This window comes from Streptomyces sp. NPDC057654 (assembly GCF_042800135.1).
Taxonomy (GTDB): Bacteria; Actinomycetota; Actinomycetes; order Streptomycetales; family Streptomycetaceae; genus Streptomyces.
In genome coordinates, this window is record NZ_JBHVHQ010000089.1 from 1 (window position 1) to 16,132 (window position 16,132).

The following is a 16,132-nucleotide window of genomic DNA, read 5'->3' on the forward strand; positions in this document are numbered from 1 at the left end:
GTTCACCGCCGGCGGCCCGCCCGGCCACTACCCCTCGGCGGCGGCCCGGCCGTCCGAAGCCTCGGCCGGGGCGGCCTCCGCGGGCGCCTCCTCCGGCTCCAGTTCGCGCAGGAACCACGTCATGACGAAGCCGGCCAGCAGGACCACGCCGCCGATGAGGTACATGGTGTGGAAGCCGCTGGTGAAGGCGTCCATGACGGGTCGGGCGATGCGCTGGTCGATGTCGTGCAGGAACGAGGTGTCGTTCAGGTCGATGGCCTTGCCGTTCGCGGACTTCGCCATCTCCAGGAAGCGGTGGTTGGCGGGGTCGGCCGCGACCGCGGGGTCGGCGACGACGGGGCCCAGGCGCGGCCCGCGCAGCATGTCGGCGATCTTGCCGAGGGCCACCCCGAACATGACGGAGAACAGCACGGCGACGCCCGTCGAACCGCCGATCTGGCGGCACAGCCCGGAGGCGGCGTTGGCCACGCCCAGTTCGCTCTTGGGGGCCGCGTTCTGCATGGCGAGGGTGACGACGGTCTGGGCGAGGCCGATGCCGACGCCGAGCCAGAGGGCGAGGAGCGCGACGGTCCACAGCGGGGTGCCGGCGTCGATGACGCTGAGGACGAGCAGGGAGCCGGCCATGGACCCCAGGCCCACGATCGCCAGTTTCTTGAACTTGCCGGAGGAGGAGATCAGCTTGCCGGAGACGATCTGGGAGGCGATGGTGCCGACCATCAGCGGGATGACGACGAGCCCGGCCTGGGTCGGCGTGCGGCCCTGCACCAGCTGGAGGAAGAGCGGCAGGGTGGTCACCGCGCCGAAGATGCCGACGCCGATGGTGAAGTTGACCCCGGTGCACAGGGCGACGCCGCCGGTCTTGAAGAGCCGCAGCGGCAGCACGGCCTCCGCTCCCCGGCGCGCTTCGACCACCAGGAACAGGACGAGTCCGACGACGCCGAGGCCGATGAGGGCCAGCGCGGTGGGCGAGGACCAGCCCCAGGCCCGGCCCTGTTCGGCGACGATCAGCAGGGGCACCAGGAACAGCGCGAGGAGCAGCGCGCCCAGGACGTCGATGCGGTGTTCGGTGCGCTGGTGCGGCAGGTCGAGCGCCTTGCGGACGGTGACCAGGGCCAGCAGCCCGAGGGGCACGTTGGCCACGAAGATCCAGCGCCAGCCCTCCAGGCCGAGGGTGTGGCCCATGCCGGCGAGCGCGCCGCCGGCCAGCGGGCCGATGACGCTCGCCGCGACCCAGGCCATCTGGAGGTAGGCGAAGTAGCGGCCGCGTTCGCGGACGGGCGCGAGGTCGGCGACGATCGCGGTCGGCAGCGACATCAGCCCGCCGCCGCCCAGGCCCTGGAGGGCGCGGAAGAGGGCGAGCTGCTCCATGTTCTGGGCCATGCCGCACAGGCAGGAGCCCACGATGAAGACGCCGATGGCCGCGAGGTAGAGGGGCTTGCGGCCGTAGATGTCGGAGAGCTTGCCGTAGAAGGGCATCGACAGCGCGGCGGCGATGAGATAAGCGGTGGTCGCCCACGCCTGCACCGTCTGTCCGTGCAGTTGGTCGGCGATGGTGCGCATGGCCGTCGCGACGACGGTCTGGTCCAGCGCCGCGAGCAGCACGGCGAGCAGCAGACCGGTCATGGCCGTCATGATCTGCGCATGGGTGAACCCGGCGGCGCCCTTGTCAGCGGTGGCGCTCGGACTCGTGGGTGACACGGTTTCCTCATTCCCCGGCCGGTCGGCTCACCGGCTCCGTACAGCGGACGTTCCGGCAGGCCCTTGTCGTGTGCCGAAGGTAGTCAGAGCGTACTCATTTTGACAAGCTCTTGTCGAAATACGGGTGGCTCGAAATAGGCTGAAGCCATGACATCGTCCACACCCCGAGCGGATGCCGTGGTGGAGCTCACCTCCGAGGTCTTCGCGGTCAACGGCCGCCTGCTGCGCGCCGGAGACCAGCTCTCCGCCCACGCCGGGCTCACCTCGGCCCGCTGGCAGGTGGCCGGCCTGCTCCTGGACGGGCCCGCCACCGTCGCCCAGCTCGCCCGCGAACGGGGCCTGCGCCGCCAGGCCGTCCAGCAGACCGTCGACCGCCTCCGCGCCGAGGGCATGGTCGCCACCAGCCCCAACCCGCACGACCAGCGCAGCCCCCTGGTCGAGTTGACCGACGCCGGCCGGGGCGCGCTCGACGACCTCGCCCCCCGCGAGCAGCGGTGGCTCGACGAGCTGTCGGACGGGATTCCCGCCCGGGATCTGCGCACCGCGATCGGGGTGCTGCGGGCACTGCGCACCAAGCTCGACGAGCAGCTGGACGAGACCGGCCCGGCCCCGCGGGGCGACCGCCGACCCTCGAAGCGGCCTCCAAGCCGCCTTGAACCCCGCGGGCCACTCTGACCTGAATCGATCTCGCCGCCCGGCCGGGGCGACGGGATGACAGCAGAGGAGACGCAGTGTCCGATACCAACGGCACGCGACGCGTCGTGATCACCGGGATCGGTGTGGTCGCCCCCGGAGGCGTGGGCACCAAGGCGTACTGGGAGATGCTCACGGCGGGGCGCACCGCCACGCGCACCATCTCCTCCTTCGACGCCGCGCAGTTCCGCTCCCGGGTCGCGGCCGAGTGCGACTTCGACCCCGTCGCGGCGGGCCTGACCCAGTTGCAGATCCGCAAGTGGGACCGGACCACGCAGTTCGGCTACACCGCCGCGAAGGAGGCGCTGGCGGACAGCGGCGCGAGCGGGGAGCTGGACCCGGCCCGTACGGGCGTGATGATGGGCACCGCGTGCGGCATGACCATCAGCCTGGACCGCGAATACGCCGTGGTCAGCGACGAGGGGCGGCTCTGGCAGGTCGACGACGCGCACGGCGTCCCGTATCTCTACGACTACTTCGTGCCCTCCTCCATGGCCACCGAGATCGCCTGGCTCGCGGAGGCCGAGGGGCCGGTCGGCGTGGTCTCGACGGGCTGCACCTCCGGCATCGACGTGATCAGCCACGCCGTGGACCTGATCCGCGACGGGGAGGCGGACGTGATGGTCGCGGGGGCCGCCGACGCCGCGATCTCCCCGATCACCGTGGCCTGCTTCGACGCGATCAAGGCGACGACGCCCCGCAACGACGAGCCGGAGACCGCCTCCCGCCCCTTCGACCGCACCCGCAACGGGTTCGCGCTCGGCGAGGGCTCGGCGGTCTTCGTGCTGGAGGAGCTCTCGCACGCCCGGCGGCGCGGCGCCCATATGTACGCCGAGGTCTCCGGGTACGCCTCGCGGTGCAACGCGTACAGCATGACGGGGCTGCGCTCCGACGGTAAGGAGATGGCCGAGGCCATCCGCGCCGCGCTGGACCACGCGCGGATCGACCCGTCCGCCATCGACTACGTCAACGCCCACGGTTCGGCCACCAAGCAGAACGACCGGCACGAGACGGCGGCGTTCAAGCGGAGCCTGGGGGCGCACGCCTATACCACGCCCATCAGCTCCATCAAGTCGATGATCGGCCATTCGCTGGGGGCGATCTGCTCGCTAGAGGTCGCCGCGTGCGCGCTGGCCGTCGAGCACTCGCTGATCCCGCCCACCGCCAACCTCCACGAGCCCGACCCGGAGTGCGATCTCGACTATGTGCCGCTGGTGGCCCGGGAGTTGACGGTGAACACCGTGCTCTCCGTGGCCAGCGGGTTCGGCGGGTTCCAGAGCGCCATCGTCGTGACGAAGCCGGGGAGGGCGGCATGAGCGCCTCCCCCGCCCCCGCGCCCGCCACGGCTCCCCGTACGGCCGGCGCCGCGCTGCCCGTCGTCACCGGCATCGGCGTGATCGCCCCCAACGGCCTCGGCGCCGAGCCCTACTGGGCGGCGACGCTGCGCGGCGAGAGCGGCATCGCGCGGGTCACCCGCTTCGACCCGAGCGGCTACGCCTGCACGCTCGCGGGCGAGGTCAAGGACTTCGTGCCGCAGGACCACCTGCCCGGCCGGCTGCTGCCGCAGACGGACCACATGACCCGGCTCGCGCTGGTCGCCGCCGACGAGGCGCTGGCCGACGCGGGCGCCGACCCCAAGCGGATGCCCGAGTACGCGGCGGGCGTGGTGACGGCGGCGTCGGCGGGCGGCTTCGAGTTCGGCCAGCGGGAGCTGGAGGCGCTGTGGAGCAAGGGCGGCTCGTACGTCAGCGCGTACCAGTCGTTCGCCTGGTTCTACCCCGTCAACTCCGGACAGGTCTCCATCCGGCACGGCATGCGCGGACCGGGCGGCGCGCTCGTAGCCGAGCAGGCCGGGGGCCTGGACGCCGTGGCGAAGGCCCGCCGCCATGTGCGCACCGGTACGCCGCTGATGCTGACCGGCGGCGTGGACGGGGCGCTGTGCCCGTGGGGCTGGCTGTGCGCGAGCCGCTCCGGGCGGCTGAGTCCGCGCACCGATCCGCGCCGCGCCTATCTGCCGTTCACCGCCGACGCCACGGGCTATGTGCCCGGCGAGGGCGGCGCGCTGCTGGTGCTGGAGGATCCAGAGGCCGCGGCCGCGCGGGGCGCGCGCGAGTACGGGCGGATCGCCGGGTACGCCGCGACGTTCGACCCCCGCCCCGGCTCGGACCGCGAGCCCGGCCTGCGCCGGGCGATCCATCTGGCGCTGGCCGACGCGCGGCTGTCGCCGGACGCCGTGGACGTGGTGTTCGCCGACGCCATGGGCGTCCCTGAGCTCGACGCCGCGGAGGCCGCGGCGCTGACCGCGGTGTTCGGCCCGTACGGCGTGCCGGCGACGGCGCCGAAGACGATGACCGGCCGGCTGCTGGCGGGCGGCGCGCCGCTGGATGTGGCGACGGCGCTGCTGTCGCTGCGGGACCAGGTGATCCCGCCCACCGCGCACGTTGGCGACATCCCCGCCGCCCTCGACCTGGTGACCGGCTCGGCCCGCGAGGCGGAGCTCGGCTGCGCGCTGGTGCTCGCGCGCGGCTACGGCGGGTTCAACTCGGCGCTGGTGGTGCGCCGCCCGGCGTGAGGCACGCCCGCACCTCGCTGATCTCCCACCGCTTGGTCGCCTTTCAGGTTTTCAGCATTCCAGCATTCCAGCATTCCGGATTTCCAGCATTCCAGATTTCCATGAGAGGACTCCCCCATGCCCACCACGCTCACGGTCAGTGACCTCCTCGTTCTGCTGCGCGAGTGCGCCGGCGAGGAGGAGTCGGTCGATCTGGAGGGGGACATCCTCGATGTCCCGTTCGAGGACCTCGGCTACGACTCGCTGGCCCTGCTCAACACCGTGGGACGCATCGAACGCGACTGCTCGATCCAGCTCGGGGACGACACCGTGGAGAAGGCGCTGACGCCCCGCGACCTGATCGACATGACCAACTCGGCGCTCGGATGCGGGCGTTCGGCGGCCAAGGCCGCCGACTCCTCCAACGGCAAGGTGTGAGGGGCCCACGACATGTGCGGAATCACGGGCTGGATCGATTTCGGCAAGGATCTCACGCGGGAACGCGCCACGGCCCAGGCGATGACCGACACCATGGCCTGCCGGGGCCCGGACGCCGAGGGGGTGTGGCTCGGCCCGCACGCGGCGCTCGGCCACCGCCGGCTCGCGGTCATCGACCCGGCGGGCGGCGCCCAGCCGATGACCGCCGACACCGGGGCCGGATCCACCGCGGTGATCACGTTCAGCGGCGAGATCTACAACTTCCGGGAGCTGCGCGCCGAACTCCTCTCCCACGGGCACCGCTTCCGTACCCGGTGCGACACCGAGGTCGTGCTGCGCGCCTACATCCAGTGGGGCGCGGCGCTCGTCGACCGGCTCAATGGCATGTACGCGTTCGGCATCTGGGACGAGGGGCGCCAGGAGCTGCTGCTGGTCCGCGACCGGATGGGCGTCAAGCCGCTCTACTACCACCCGACGGCGCGCGGGGTGCTGTTCGGCTCGGAGCCCAAGGCGGTGCTGGCCAATCCGCTGATGCCGCGGCGGGTGACGGCGACCGGGCTGTGCGAGGTGCTGGACATGGTGAAGACTCCCGGCGAGGCGGTCTTCGCCGGGCTGCGGGAGGTGCGCCCCGGCGAGCTGGTGCGGGTCACCCGCTCCGGCACGGCCGCGAAGCGGTACTGGTCGCTCCAGGCCCAGGAGCACACGGACGACCTGCCGACGACCATCGCCACGGTGCGCGAGCTGCTGGAGGACATCGTCTCGCGCCAGCTGATCTCGGACGTGCCGCTGTGCGGGCTGCTCTCCGGCGGCCTGGACTCCTCGGCGGTCACCGCGCTCGCCGCGCGTTCGCGCGCGGCGTCCGGCGGCGGCCCGGTGCGCAGCTTCTCCGTCGACTTCGTCGGCGCGGACGCGGCGTTCGAGCCCGATGCCGTACGGGTCTCCCCGGACGCCCCGTTCATCCGGGACATGGTCCGGCACGTGGCGGGCGAGCACACCGAAATCCTTTTGGACAGCGACGAGTTGAGCAGCCCGGCCGTACGGGCTGCCGTGCTGGGGGCCACCGATCTGCCGCCGGTGTACTGGGGCGACATGTGGCCTTCCCTCTATCTCTTCTTCCAACAGGTGCGCGGGCACTGCACGGTGGCGCTGTCCGGGGAGTCGGCCGACGAACTCTTCGGCGGCTACCAGTGGTTCCACCGCCCGGCGGCCGTGGGCGCCGACACCTTTCCGTGGCTCACCTCGGGATCGGCCCGCTACTTCGGCGGCAAGTCGCTGCTCGATCCGCGGCTGCTGGAGAAGCTCGACCTGCCCGGATACCGGCGGGCCCGCTATCAGGAGGCGCTCGACGAGGTGCCGGAGCTGCCCGGCGAGGACCTCGGGGAGCGCCGGATGCGCGAGGTGACGTATCTGAACCTGACCCGGTTCGTACAGACCCTCCTCGACCGCAAGGACCGGATGAGCATGGCGACCGGGCTGGAGGTCCGGGTGCCGTTCTGCGACCACCGGCTGGTGGAGTACGTCTTCAACGTGCCGTGGGCCATGAAGAGTTTCGACGGCCGGGAGAAGAGCCTGCTGCGGGCCGCGGTCCGCGACCTGCTGCCGAGGTCCGTGCTCGACCGCGTCAAGACGCCCTACCCCGCCACCCAGGACCCGGGGTACGAACTGCTGCTGCGGCGCGAGCTGGCGCGGGTGCTGGCCGACCGGGACGCGCCCGTACGGGACCTGCTGGACCTGGACCGGGCGCGGGCCACGGCCGGGCGGTCCGTGGGCGCGGTCAGCCGCCCGTACGACCGCGGCAGCCTGGAGCTGGTGCTGTGGCTCAACGCGTGGCTGACCTCCTACGGCATCACCCTCGAACTGTGAGCCCGCACGAGAACCCGCGCGAGAAGGGGCCCAGCGGGCACGGGAGCGACGTCCGCCGGGCCGACGTGTGCGTCGTCGGCGCGGGGCCCGCCGGGCTGACCCTGGCGCTGCTCCTGGCTCGGTCCGGCGCGCGGGTCACCGTCCTGGAGCGGAGCCGGTCACTGGAGCGGGCCTACCGGGGCGAGATCCTCCAGCCCGGCGGGCAGCGGCTGCTGGACTCCCTCGGGGTGCTGGCCGGGGCCCGGCGGCGCGGCAGCCACGAACACGACGGCTTCCGGCTGGAGGAGCGCGGCAAGGTCCTCATCGACGGGGACTACCGGCGGCTGCCCGGCCCGTACAACTGCCTGCTGAGCCTCCCGCAGCGCCACCTCCTGGCGGAACTGCTGGAGCGCTGCCGCGCGTATCCGGGCTTCGAGTACGTCGAGGGGGCCAAGGTCACCGGGCTGCTGGAGGAGGGCGGCGCGGTGCGCGGCGTGACCTGCCGGCCTGCCGGGGACCGGCCGCCGCTCCAGGTCCGGGCGCTGTGCGTGGTCGGCGCGGACGGCCGCTTCTCCACCGTGCGCCGCCTCGCCGGCATCGCCCACGACCGCCTCGACCTCTTCGACCAGGACGTGCTGTGGTTCCGGCTCACCCAGCCGGCGCTGGAGAACGTCCGCATCTTCAGGGCCGGCGGGAGCCCGCTGCTCGCCTACACGTCCTTCCCCGACAGCGTGCAGCTCGGCTGGACGCTGCCGCACGGCGGCTATCCGGCGATGGCGAGCCAGGGTTTCGCGCACGTGAAGGACCAGCTGCGGCGGGCGGCGCCGCACTACGCGGACGCCATCGAAGCGCAGGTGCGCGGCTTCGGCGACCTGTCGCTGCTGGACGTCTTCGCCGGGAGCGTACGGCGGTGGGCGCGGGACGGGCTGCTGCTGATCGGCGACAGCGCGCACACCCACAGCCCCATCGGCGCGCAGGGCATCAACCTCGCCATCCAGGACGCGGTGGCCGCGCATCCGCTGCTGATGGAGGGCGTCCGGCGCGGGGCGGTGAGCGAGGCGCTGCTGACGCCGTTCGCCGCTCAACGCGCGCGCGACGTCAAGAACATGACGCGTATTCAGATCATGCAGAGCCGGATGATGCTCTCGCGGGGGCGCGTTTCCTCGGTCGTACGGCCGCGGGCCGCGACTCTTCTCTCGCGCACCCCGGCCTACCGGTCGCTGCTGCGCCGGATCGCGTTCGGCAATGAGTCCATCGAGGTCCGCTCCGGCCTGTTCGGCGAGGACGAGTCCGCGGCCGCTTGAAGGGCCCGTTCGATACGGGCCCGTCCGATACCAAGAACCCCACCGCTCCCCAAAGCGGTGGGGTTCTTCGTACGGCCGGGGGCCGCTCCTACACCACGGTGCTCTCGAACATGTGGAGGTAGGAGTTGACGGGCGTGACGGCGTCGAGCCGCAGGCCGGCCTGGCCGACGAGCGCCCGCAGCCCGGCCTCGGTGTGCTTCTTCCCGCCGACGTTGAGCAGCAGCATCAGGTCCATGGCCGTGGTGAAGCGGGCCTCGGGGCTGCCGTCCACCAGGTTCTCGATGACCACGACGCGGGCGCCGGGGCGGGCCGCGGCGGCGGCGTTGCGCAGGGTGCGCACAGTGCTCTCGTCGTCCCACTCCAGGATGTTCTTCAGGAGGTAGACGTCGGCGGAGACCGGGATCTCCTGGCGGCAGTCGCCGCCCACCAGCGTCGCCCGCTCGGCGAGTGCGCCGCCGGACCGCAGCCGCGGGTCGGCCCCGGCGACGACGTCCGGGAGGTCGAAGAGCGTGCCGCGCAGCGCCGGGTGGCGCTCCAGGAGGGTGGCCAGCACTCGGCCCTGGCCGCCGGCGATGTCCACGATCCGCTCGACGCCGTCGAGGCTGAGTACGTCGGCGATGGCCCGTGCCGACAGGATGCTGGACTGGGTCATCGCCTTGTCGAACACCTCGGAGGACTCGCGCGCCTCGGCGGTGTGCAGGTAGTCGAAGAACTCGGTGCCGAACAGGTCGGCGAAGACGCTCTTGCCCGTGCGGACCGCCTCGTCGAGATGCGGCCACAGCTCCCAGGTCCAGGGCTCGGTGGCCCACAGGCAGGTGTAGCGCAGGCTGCGCTGGGCGTCCTCGCGCAGCAGCCGCGAGGTGTCGCTGTGCGCGAAGCGCCCGTCGGGCAGTTCGGCGCCGATGCCGTTCGAGGCGAGGGCGCGCAGCAGCCTGGCCAGCGCCTCGGGCTGGGCGTTCACGGCCGCGGCGAGCTGCTCGGCGGTGGCGGGCTCGTCGCCGAGCGCGTCCATGACGCCGAGGCGGGCCGCCGCGCGGACGGCGGCGGCGCAGGCGGCGCTGAGGGCGAGTTCGCGCAGCTGCGTCACTGCGGGCGGGATGGCCGTGGGCGATGCGTCGGTCACGGTGGGGACCCTTCCGGTCGGTGCGGGTGTACGGGCGTGGGGACGGTGCTGCGGGACGTGCGGGCGTACTCCGGGGTCTAGCGGGCCGCCGCCGTGTGCGCGGTGACCACGGAGAAGGGCGCCGGATCCGCGGTGGCCAGCGCCATGACGGGGCGTACGGCCTGCTGGAACCCCTCGGTGCGCACGGCGCGCTGGTGGGCGTCGGCGTCGTCCCACTCCGCCACCTCCACATAGACCGCGGCGTCCTTGACGGAGTGGTAGAGCCGGTGGGAGCGGAAGCCCGGCTGCCGGGTCATGTGCTCGGTGATCCCGGCGATCCGGGCCTCGAATTCGGCGGTGTCGCCGGTGACGGTGAAGCGGTTGATGAAGGTGAACATGGGGCGTCGTCCTCTCCGTGCGTACGGGGGTGGTGTGGCCGTCAGAGCTCGTGTTCCGCTCTCACTGCGGCAGGCGGCCCGCGAGGGCCTGTTCGCGCAGGTCGCGGCGTTGGACCTTGCCGGTGGGCGAGCGCGGTATCCGCTCCACCACGTCGAGGTACCGGATGTGCGCGTAATAGGGCAGCGCCCCGTTGGTCGCCCGCACGGCGGCGTCGACCTCGGCGCCGCCCGCAGCGCCCTCGCGCGGCACGATCCAGGCGTGCGCGACGGCCCCGCTGGTCTCCTCGGGGTGGTCGAAGACGACGCAGTCGGCGATGCCGGGGCTGCGCAGCAGGACGCTCTCGATCTCCAGCGGCGACACCAGCCAGTTGTCGCACTTGAAGACGTCCTTGATGCGGTCGACGACGAACAGCCGCCCGTCCGCGTCGGCGTAGCCGATGTCCCCGGTGGAGAGCCAGCCCTCCGCGTCGACGGCGCCGGGCGTGCCCGTGGCCGGGTCGAGGTACCCCTTCATCAGCTGCGGGCCGCGGACCTGTATCTCGCCGCGGGTGTCCGGGGGCAGCACGGCGCGCGTCTCCGGTTCGACGATGCGGCACTCGGTACCGGGTACGGGCGGGCCGCAGGAGCCGGGGACGGGCTGGTCCAGGGTGTCGAAGTGCGTGGACGGGGAGGTCTCGGCGAGCCCGTACCCCTGGCCGACGGGTACGCCGAAGTGGGCGCTCAGCACCGTGCCCGTCCGGCCGGGCAGCGCCGAGCCGCCGGAGAGCACGGCCCGGAGCGTGGGCACAGCCAGCTCCGGCAGCCGCGGGTGGGCGGCCAGCCGGGCGAGCCGTACGGGCAGGCTGTAGTAGTGGGTCGCGCCGAACCGGGCGGCGGTGCGGGCCGCGTGTTCGCTGTCGTCCTCGGGGCACAGCACATGGGTGGCGCCGACGGCCACGGCGATGTTCAGATGCATCAGATGGAACGACGGCAGGTTGTTGAGCAGCACGGAGTCCGGGGTCAGCCGGTGGACGTGCGCGGTCTGGGCGGCGTTGACGGTCAGATTGCGGTGGGTGAGCATGACGGTCTTCGGCGCGCCGGTGGTGCCGCTGGTGAACTGGAGGTTCGCCACGGAACCGGCGTCGTGCTCGGCCGCGGGCTCCCCGGCCGGGGCGTCGCGGATCAGCTCGTCGAGCGTCGGCAGCCCCTCAGGACCGCCCTGATCGTCCCGGTGGGTGAGCACCACGGCCCGTAGCGCGGGCAGGCGCGGCCGTACCGCTTCGATGATCGGGTGCATCGCGGGCGGAATGATCACCGCTTGCGCGCCGGAGGACGCGAGGACGTGTTCGAGGCGCTCCTCGCGCAGGAGCGGGTTGAAGATGGCGCTGACGTTCTGGGCCCGCGCGAGGCCGAAGTAGGCGACGGCGAACGGCAGATCGAGCGCCGCGGCGATGCCCACCACGGTGTCGGGTCCGCCGAACGCGGCGCGCAGGGCGGCGGCGCAGCGGCTGACGCGCTCGTCGAGGGCGGCGTAGGTCAGCTCCCCCGACGGGCCGCTCAGCGCGAGCCGTTCGGGGGCGCGGGCCGCGGCGCGGCGCAGCAGGTCGTCGATCCGAGGGCCGCCGAGCAGCTCGCCGAGCGTCTCCAGGGGGGCGCCGACGGCGGTGCTGTCGCGGGTGGTCCCGTCCGCGGTGGTGCTGTCCCCGGTGGCGGTGCTCACCGGCCGGTCCGCAGGTCGTCCCGCTCGACCTTGCGGTGCTTCACCAGCAGCTTTCCGTCCTGGCGTACCAGCAGGTCGTCGCAGGAGCAGCTGAGGTGCACGGCCGCCTGGCCGCCGCGCGGGGTGCTCAGGATGAGCGCGTACGTCTGCGCTCGTACGGTGCCGTCGGGCTGCTCGTCGACTTGGAGCATGCCGAGCCAGTGGCGGCGCTGGACGCCTTGCTCGGCGAGCTGGTCCGCGGCCTTGCGGGCGCCGGCGGCGATCTCGGCGCGGCCGGTGGACGGCTGGGGGTGCGCGTTGGCGGTGAACACGCCGTCCTCGGTGAAGGTCCGGGCCCACTCCATGACCCGCGCCTCGTCGAGATACCGCATCTGGCGCCCGTAGAAGTGCTGGACCTCCTGGTAGAGCGCCGTTTCCGGGCCGGCGTCGGCCGGCCGCTGCGAAGGCGACATGCCCTCTCCCCTCTCCCCTGTGTCTGTCGGTGGTGTGTGTCGGTGGTGGCTCTGTGGTGGCTCTCTCGGCTGGTCCGGGCCCGCGCCCTGTGCGCATCGCCGACCTGCCCGCAGCCGCCCGCAGCCGCCCGCAGCCGCCCGCAGCCGCCCGGCGAGCGTGGCAGCAGGTCTTCGAAAGGTTTTCGAGGCGCGGTCGGGGCGGCGGGCGGCGGCGTCGGCACGAACCGCAGTCGGCCGAGCCTCGAAGAGCGCCTTGCACCCTGAGGCGCACAGAAGACGCGCGACACGATGGAGGAACGGTCATGAGCAGCACGGGTGTGCCCCGAACCGCCCTGGTCACGGGCGGAACCAGCGGTATCGGCCTCGCCGTGGTGAGGACGCTCGCCGAGCGCGGGCTACGGGTGTTCCTCTGCGCGCGGAGCGCCGACGACGTGGCGGCGGTCGTCAAGGAGCTGCGCGCCGAGGGCCTCGACGTGGACGGCCGTGACGGGGACGTGCGGTCGCCGGAGTCGGTACGCGCGGTGGTGCGCGCTGCCGTCGACCGGTACGGGCCGCTGACGGTGCTGGTCAACAACGCCGGGCGGAACGGCGGCGGCCCGACCGCGCGGATCACCGACGAGCTGTGGAACGACGTGATCGACACCAACCTCAACAGTGTCTTCCGCGTGACGCGCGAGGCGCTGACGACCGGCGGCCTGGAGGGCACGGACGGCGGACGGATCATCAGCATCGCCTCGACGGGCGGCAAGCAGGGGGTGCCGCTGGGCGCGCCGTACTCGGCGTCCAAGAGCGGCGTGATCGGCTTCACCAAGGCGCTGGCCAAGGAGCTGGCCCAGACGGGCGTCACCGTCAACGCGGTGTGCCCGGGGTATGTCGAGACGCCGATGGCGGTGCGGGTCCGGCAGGCGTACGCGGCGACGTGGGAGACCACCGAGGACGACGTGCTGGGCCGCTTCAACGACAAGATCCCGATGGGGCGTTACTCCACTCCGCGGGAGGTGGCGGGGCTGGTCGGCTATCTGGTGACCGAGGAGGCCGCGTCGATCACCGCGCAGGCCCTCAACGTCTGCGGCGGGCTGGGAAGTTACTGATCCCTCCTGAACCCACTGGACCCCATCGACGAGAAGGAAGGCTGCTCCATGACCTCGTACGGACGTCACCGCACCGTGCACGAGATCGAGATCGACGCCCCGGCCGACACCGTGTACGCGATCATCGCGGACGCCGCGGCGTGGCCGGGGCGGTTCGCGCCGACCGTCCATGTCGAGCGCGAGGCGCTCGACGCCGCCAGTGAGCGGCTGCGGATCTGGGCCACCGCCAACGGCGAGGTGAAGCACTGGACTTCGCGTCGCGACCTGGACGAGGCGGCGCGCCGGGTGCGGTTCCGGCAGGAGGTGTGCTCGCCGCCGGTCGCCGCGATGGGCGGCGAGTGGGTCGTCGAGGAGCGGCCCGGCGGCGGGGCGCGGCTGGTGCTGCACCACGACTTCGAGGCCGTCGACGACGACGCGGAGCAGGTGGCCTGGATCGGCACGGCGACCGACCGCAACAGCCGGACGGAGCTCGCCAACATCAAGGATCTGGCGGAGAGTTGGCGGAACCGTGCGGAGCTGGTGTTCTCCTTCGAGGACTCCGAGCTGATCGACGGGCCGGCCGACGTCGCGTACGACTTCCTGTACGAGGCCGCGAAGTGGCCGGAGCGACTGCCGCACGTCTCGCGGATGGAGCTGACCGAGCCGGCGCCGAACGTCCAGGCGATGACGATGGTCACACGCGCCGGGAACGGTTCGGAGCACACCACCGAGTCGGTGCGCGTCTGCTTCCCGGGCGACCGCATCGTCTACAAACAGCTCGTCACCCCGCCCCTGATGACCACGCACACCGGCACCTGGCGGCTGGAGAGGACCGCCGAGGGGCTGAAGGTGACGTCCCATCACACCATCGCGCTGAACGCGTCGGCGATCCCGGCCGTGCTGGGCGAGGAGGCGACCCCGGCGTCGGCGCGGGCGTATGTGCGCGCGGCCGTGGGCGGCAACAGCGCCGCGACGCTCGCGCACGCCAAGCGGTTCACGGAGTCGGCGCATGCGCGGTGACGGACCGGGCCCGGCGGTCACGGCCTCGGACGGGCCCGCCGCGGCGGCCCCGGACGTCGAGGTGCTGGTCGTCGGGGGCGGCCCGGCGGGGCTGACCGTCGCGCATGAACTCGCCCGGCGCGGCGTGCGGCTGCGGGTGGTGGACCGGGCCTCGGGCCCGGCGACCACGAGCCGCGCGCTGGCCACGCACCCGCGCACCATGGAGGTCTGCCACCAGATGGGGGTGGCGGACGAGCTGCTCGCGCGGGGGCAGCGGGTCGAGCACTTCACGCTGCACATGCGGGGCAAGCCGCTCATCCGCTTCGACACCAACTACGCGAAGCTGCCCACCCGATACCCGTACACGCTGATGGTCGATCAGGTGCTGACGGAGGAGGTGCTGCGGGACAGCCTGCGCCGCCTCGGCGTCGAGGTCGAGTGGGGCATGGAGCTGGTCGACTTCGCGCCGGGGCTCCAGCAGGTGACGGCCCGGCTGCGGAGCACGGGGGCGGAGGCCGCGCAGGAGATCACCGCGGGGTGGCTGGTGGGCGCGGACGGCTCGCGCAGCACCGTGCGCGAGCGGCTCGGGCTGCGGGTGCACGGCGGCGCGGCCCGTACCTGGCTCAACGCCGACGTGGTGCTCGACGCCCCGCTCCCCCGCGACTCCAACCACCTCGTGCACACCGGTCAGGGCACCCTGCTGCTCGTCCCGTTCCCCGCGCCCGGCAAGTGGCGGATCGTGGACACGGAGTACGCCGACGCAACCGTGGACGCCAACGACCCGGAGGCGGTACGGGCCCTGCTGGCACGGAAGTTGGAGAAGGCGCTCGGGCGTCCCGTGGCGGTGTCGGCCCCCACCTGGATCTCGGTGTTCCGGGTCCAGCAGCGCATGATCACGGGCATGCGGTCCGGGCGCTGCTTCGTGGCCGGGGACGCGGCGCACGTGCACAGCCCGGCGTCCGGCCAGGGCATGAACACCGGTATCCAGGACGCGTACAACCTGGCCTGGAAGCTCGCCGACGTGGTGCGGGGGCACGCGCGTGACGCGCTGCTCGACACGTATCCGGCGGAGCGGCTGCCGGTGGGCGGCCGGCTGCTGGGCTCGACCAAGAAGGCCACGGCGCTCGTGGCACTGCGCAATGCCGCCGCTCCCGTGCTGATGCCCGTGGGGCTGACCGCGCTCAAGGCGCTGCGGCCCGCGAAGCGGCGCGTCGAGCACCGGATGATGGCGGGGATGTCCGGCCTCGCCCTGCACTACGAGGACGGGCCGCTGACCCCGCGACCGGCCGCGGGCACCATGGACGGCGTCCGGCCGGGGCGGCGGGTGGGGTGCTCGGCCGACGAGGAGAAGCGCCACCCCGGCTGGCGGGCGCTGTGCCAGGAGCTCACCGATCCGCGCTGGACGCTGCTGCTGTTCGGCGACGGGCGGCGGTGCGCGGAGCGGGTGGACGGTGCGTACGGCGGCGCCGTGTCCGTACGCGTCGTCACGTCAGGGCCCGCGGGCGAGGGGCCGTACGTGCTGGCCGACCCGGACGGCGCGGTGGGCCGGGCGCTGGGGCCGGGCCCCGGCGCGTACGCGCTGATCAGACCGGACGGCTATCTCGCGGACCGGGGCCCGGTGACGGATTTCGCGGGGCTCGCGGCCGTGTTCGACGGCTTCCATCTGCTGTCCGGCGACGAGCGCGCCGGCGAGTGACTGCCGCGGGCCGGTCGCCGGCCCCGTACGGAGAAGACGAAGCGAAAGGGCCACAGATATGACTGCACAAGCGCGGAACGCCGCCACGGGCGTGAGCAGTGGTGCACCGGCGCTGGTCACCGGTGCGACGAGCGGCGTGGGGCTGGCCGTCGCCCGGCGGCTCGCCGCCGCCGGGCACGAGGTGCTGATG

Annotated in this window: 14 protein-coding genes; 9 read left to right on the forward strand and 5 right to left on the reverse strand. The window is 72.9% G+C overall.

All coding sequences use genetic code 11. The features are described 5' to 3' along the window. Window positions 1–27 precede the first annotated feature (27 nt). Window positions 28–1,698 (reverse strand): MDR family MFS transporter, encoded by a 1,671-nt coding sequence (locus ACFU99_RS10295; RefSeq protein WP_384388643.1) that lies wholly within the window; start codon window positions 1,696–1,698, stop codon window positions 28–30. 147 nt (window positions 1,699–1,845) lie between these two features. Here ACFU99_RS10295 and ACFU99_RS10300 point away from each other — a divergent pair, with 147 nt between their 5' ends. The 6 genes from ACFU99_RS10300 (at window position 1,846) to ACFU99_RS10325 (ending at window position 8,526) form a co-directional block, all read left to right on the forward strand. After that, the gene (locus ACFU99_RS10300; protein WP_384388646.1) at window positions 1,846–2,373 is read left to right on the forward strand and encodes a MarR family winged helix-turn-helix transcriptional regulator; all 528 of its coding nucleotides are present in this window, start codon (window positions 1,846–1,848) and stop codon (window positions 2,371–2,373) included. A gap of 56 nt (window positions 2,374–2,429) precedes the next feature. Beyond that, on the forward strand, window positions 2,430–3,707 hold the full coding sequence (locus tag ACFU99_RS10305) for a beta-ketoacyl-[acyl-carrier-protein] synthase family protein (protein ID WP_384388648.1): 1,278 nt from the start codon (window positions 2,430–2,432) through the stop codon (window positions 3,705–3,707). Then, window positions 3,704–4,963: a ketosynthase chain-length factor gene (locus ACFU99_RS10310; RefSeq protein ID WP_384388650.1), complete on the forward strand. Its 1,260-nt coding sequence runs from the start codon at window positions 3,704–3,706 to the stop codon at window positions 4,961–4,963. The genes ACFU99_RS10305 and ACFU99_RS10310 overlap by 4 nt, the downstream gene beginning before the upstream one ends. Before the next feature lie 117 nt (window positions 4,964–5,080). Then, window positions 5,081–5,380, forward strand: coding sequence for an acyl carrier protein (locus ACFU99_RS10315; protein ID WP_384388653.1), 300 nt, complete (start codon window positions 5,081–5,083; stop codon window positions 5,378–5,380). A gap of 12 nt (window positions 5,381–5,392) precedes the next feature. Next, the gene (gene asnB, locus ACFU99_RS10320; protein WP_384388655.1) at window positions 5,393–7,243 is read left to right on the forward strand and encodes an asparagine synthase (glutamine-hydrolyzing); all 1,851 of its coding nucleotides are present in this window, start codon (window positions 5,393–5,395) and stop codon (window positions 7,241–7,243) included. Then, on the forward strand, window positions 7,240–8,526 hold the full coding sequence (locus ACFU99_RS10325; protein WP_384388658.1) for an FAD-dependent oxidoreductase: 1,287 nt from the start codon (window positions 7,240–7,242) through the stop codon (window positions 8,524–8,526). Before asnB ends, ACFU99_RS10325 begins: the two co-directional genes overlap by 4 nt. 88 nt (window positions 8,527–8,614) lie before the next feature. On the opposite strand, the gene ACFU99_RS10330 is transcribed toward ACFU99_RS10325, so the two are convergent. From ACFU99_RS10330 to ACFU99_RS10345, 4 genes are all read right to left on the reverse strand, one after another. After that, window positions 8,615–9,649 (reverse strand): methyltransferase, encoded by a 1,035-nt coding sequence (locus ACFU99_RS10330; RefSeq protein WP_384388661.1) that lies wholly within the window; start codon window positions 9,647–9,649, stop codon window positions 8,615–8,617. Window positions 9,650–9,726: 77 nt separating this feature from the next. Beyond that, window positions 9,727–10,026, reverse strand: a complete 300-nt coding sequence (locus tag ACFU99_RS10335; RefSeq protein ID WP_384388664.1) for an antibiotic biosynthesis monooxygenase family protein — start codon at window positions 10,024–10,026, stop codon at window positions 9,727–9,729. A 61-nt stretch (window positions 10,027–10,087) separates the two neighbouring features. Next, window positions 10,088–11,725, reverse strand: a complete 1,638-nt coding sequence (locus ACFU99_RS10340; RefSeq protein ID WP_384388667.1) for a class I adenylate-forming enzyme family protein — start codon at window positions 11,723–11,725, stop codon at window positions 10,088–10,090. Beyond that, complete coding sequence (locus ACFU99_RS10345; RefSeq protein ID WP_384388670.1) at window positions 11,722–12,177, reverse strand: nuclear transport factor 2 family protein; 456 nt, start codon at window positions 12,175–12,177, stop codon at window positions 11,722–11,724. Before ACFU99_RS10345 ends, ACFU99_RS10340 begins: the two co-directional genes overlap by 4 nt. 302 nt (window positions 12,178–12,479) lie before the next feature. On the opposite strand from ACFU99_RS10345, the gene ACFU99_RS10350 reads away from it, so the two are divergent. The 3 genes from ACFU99_RS10350 to ACFU99_RS10360 are packed head-to-tail and all read left to right on the forward strand — an operon-like array spanning window position 12,480 to window position 15,942. Further along, window positions 12,480–13,268 (forward strand): SDR family NAD(P)-dependent oxidoreductase, encoded by a 789-nt coding sequence (locus ACFU99_RS10350; RefSeq protein ID WP_384388673.1) that lies wholly within the window; start codon window positions 12,480–12,482, stop codon window positions 13,266–13,268. Between the two features lie 48 nt (window positions 13,269–13,316). Then, window positions 13,317–14,267: an aromatase/cyclase gene (locus ACFU99_RS10355; RefSeq protein ID WP_384388675.1), complete on the forward strand. Its 951-nt coding sequence runs from the start codon at window positions 13,317–13,319 to the stop codon at window positions 14,265–14,267. Beyond that, window positions 14,257–15,942 carry an FAD-dependent oxidoreductase gene (locus ACFU99_RS10360; RefSeq protein ID WP_384388678.1) on the forward strand — a complete coding sequence of 562 codons (1,686 nt, stop codon included), beginning with the start codon at window positions 14,257–14,259 and terminating at the stop codon, window positions 15,940–15,942. The genes ACFU99_RS10355 and ACFU99_RS10360 overlap by 11 nt, the downstream gene beginning before the upstream one ends. Window positions 15,943–16,132 lie beyond the last annotated feature (190 nt).

Coding starts and splice junctions, on each gene's coding strand:
- ACFU99_RS10300 (WP_384388646.1), top strand. CDS start 1,846: ATGACATCGTCCACACCCCGAGCGGATGCCGTGGTGGAGCTCACCTCC.
- ACFU99_RS10345 (WP_384388670.1), bottom strand. CDS start 12,177: ATGTCGCCTTCGCAGCGGCCGGCCGACGCCGGCCCGGAAACGGCGCTC.
- asnB (WP_384388655.1), top strand. CDS start 5,393: ATGTGCGGAATCACGGGCTGGATCGATTTCGGCAAGGATCTCACGCGG.
- ACFU99_RS10315 (WP_384388653.1), top strand. CDS start 5,081: ATGCCCACCACGCTCACGGTCAGTGACCTCCTCGTTCTGCTGCGCGAG.
- ACFU99_RS10310 (WP_384388650.1), top strand. CDS start 3,704: ATGAGCGCCTCCCCCGCCCCCGCGCCCGCCACGGCTCCCCGTACGGCC.
- ACFU99_RS10355 (WP_384388675.1), top strand. CDS start 13,317: ATGACCTCGTACGGACGTCACCGCACCGTGCACGAGATCGAGATCGAC.
- ACFU99_RS10335 (WP_384388664.1), bottom strand. CDS start 10,026: ATGTTCACCTTCATCAACCGCTTCACCGTCACCGGCGACACCGCCGAA.
- ACFU99_RS10360 (WP_384388678.1), top strand. CDS start 14,257: ATGCGCGGTGACGGACCGGGCCCGGCGGTCACGGCCTCGGACGGGCCC.
- ACFU99_RS10350 (WP_384388673.1), top strand. CDS start 12,480: ATGAGCAGCACGGGTGTGCCCCGAACCGCCCTGGTCACGGGCGGAACC.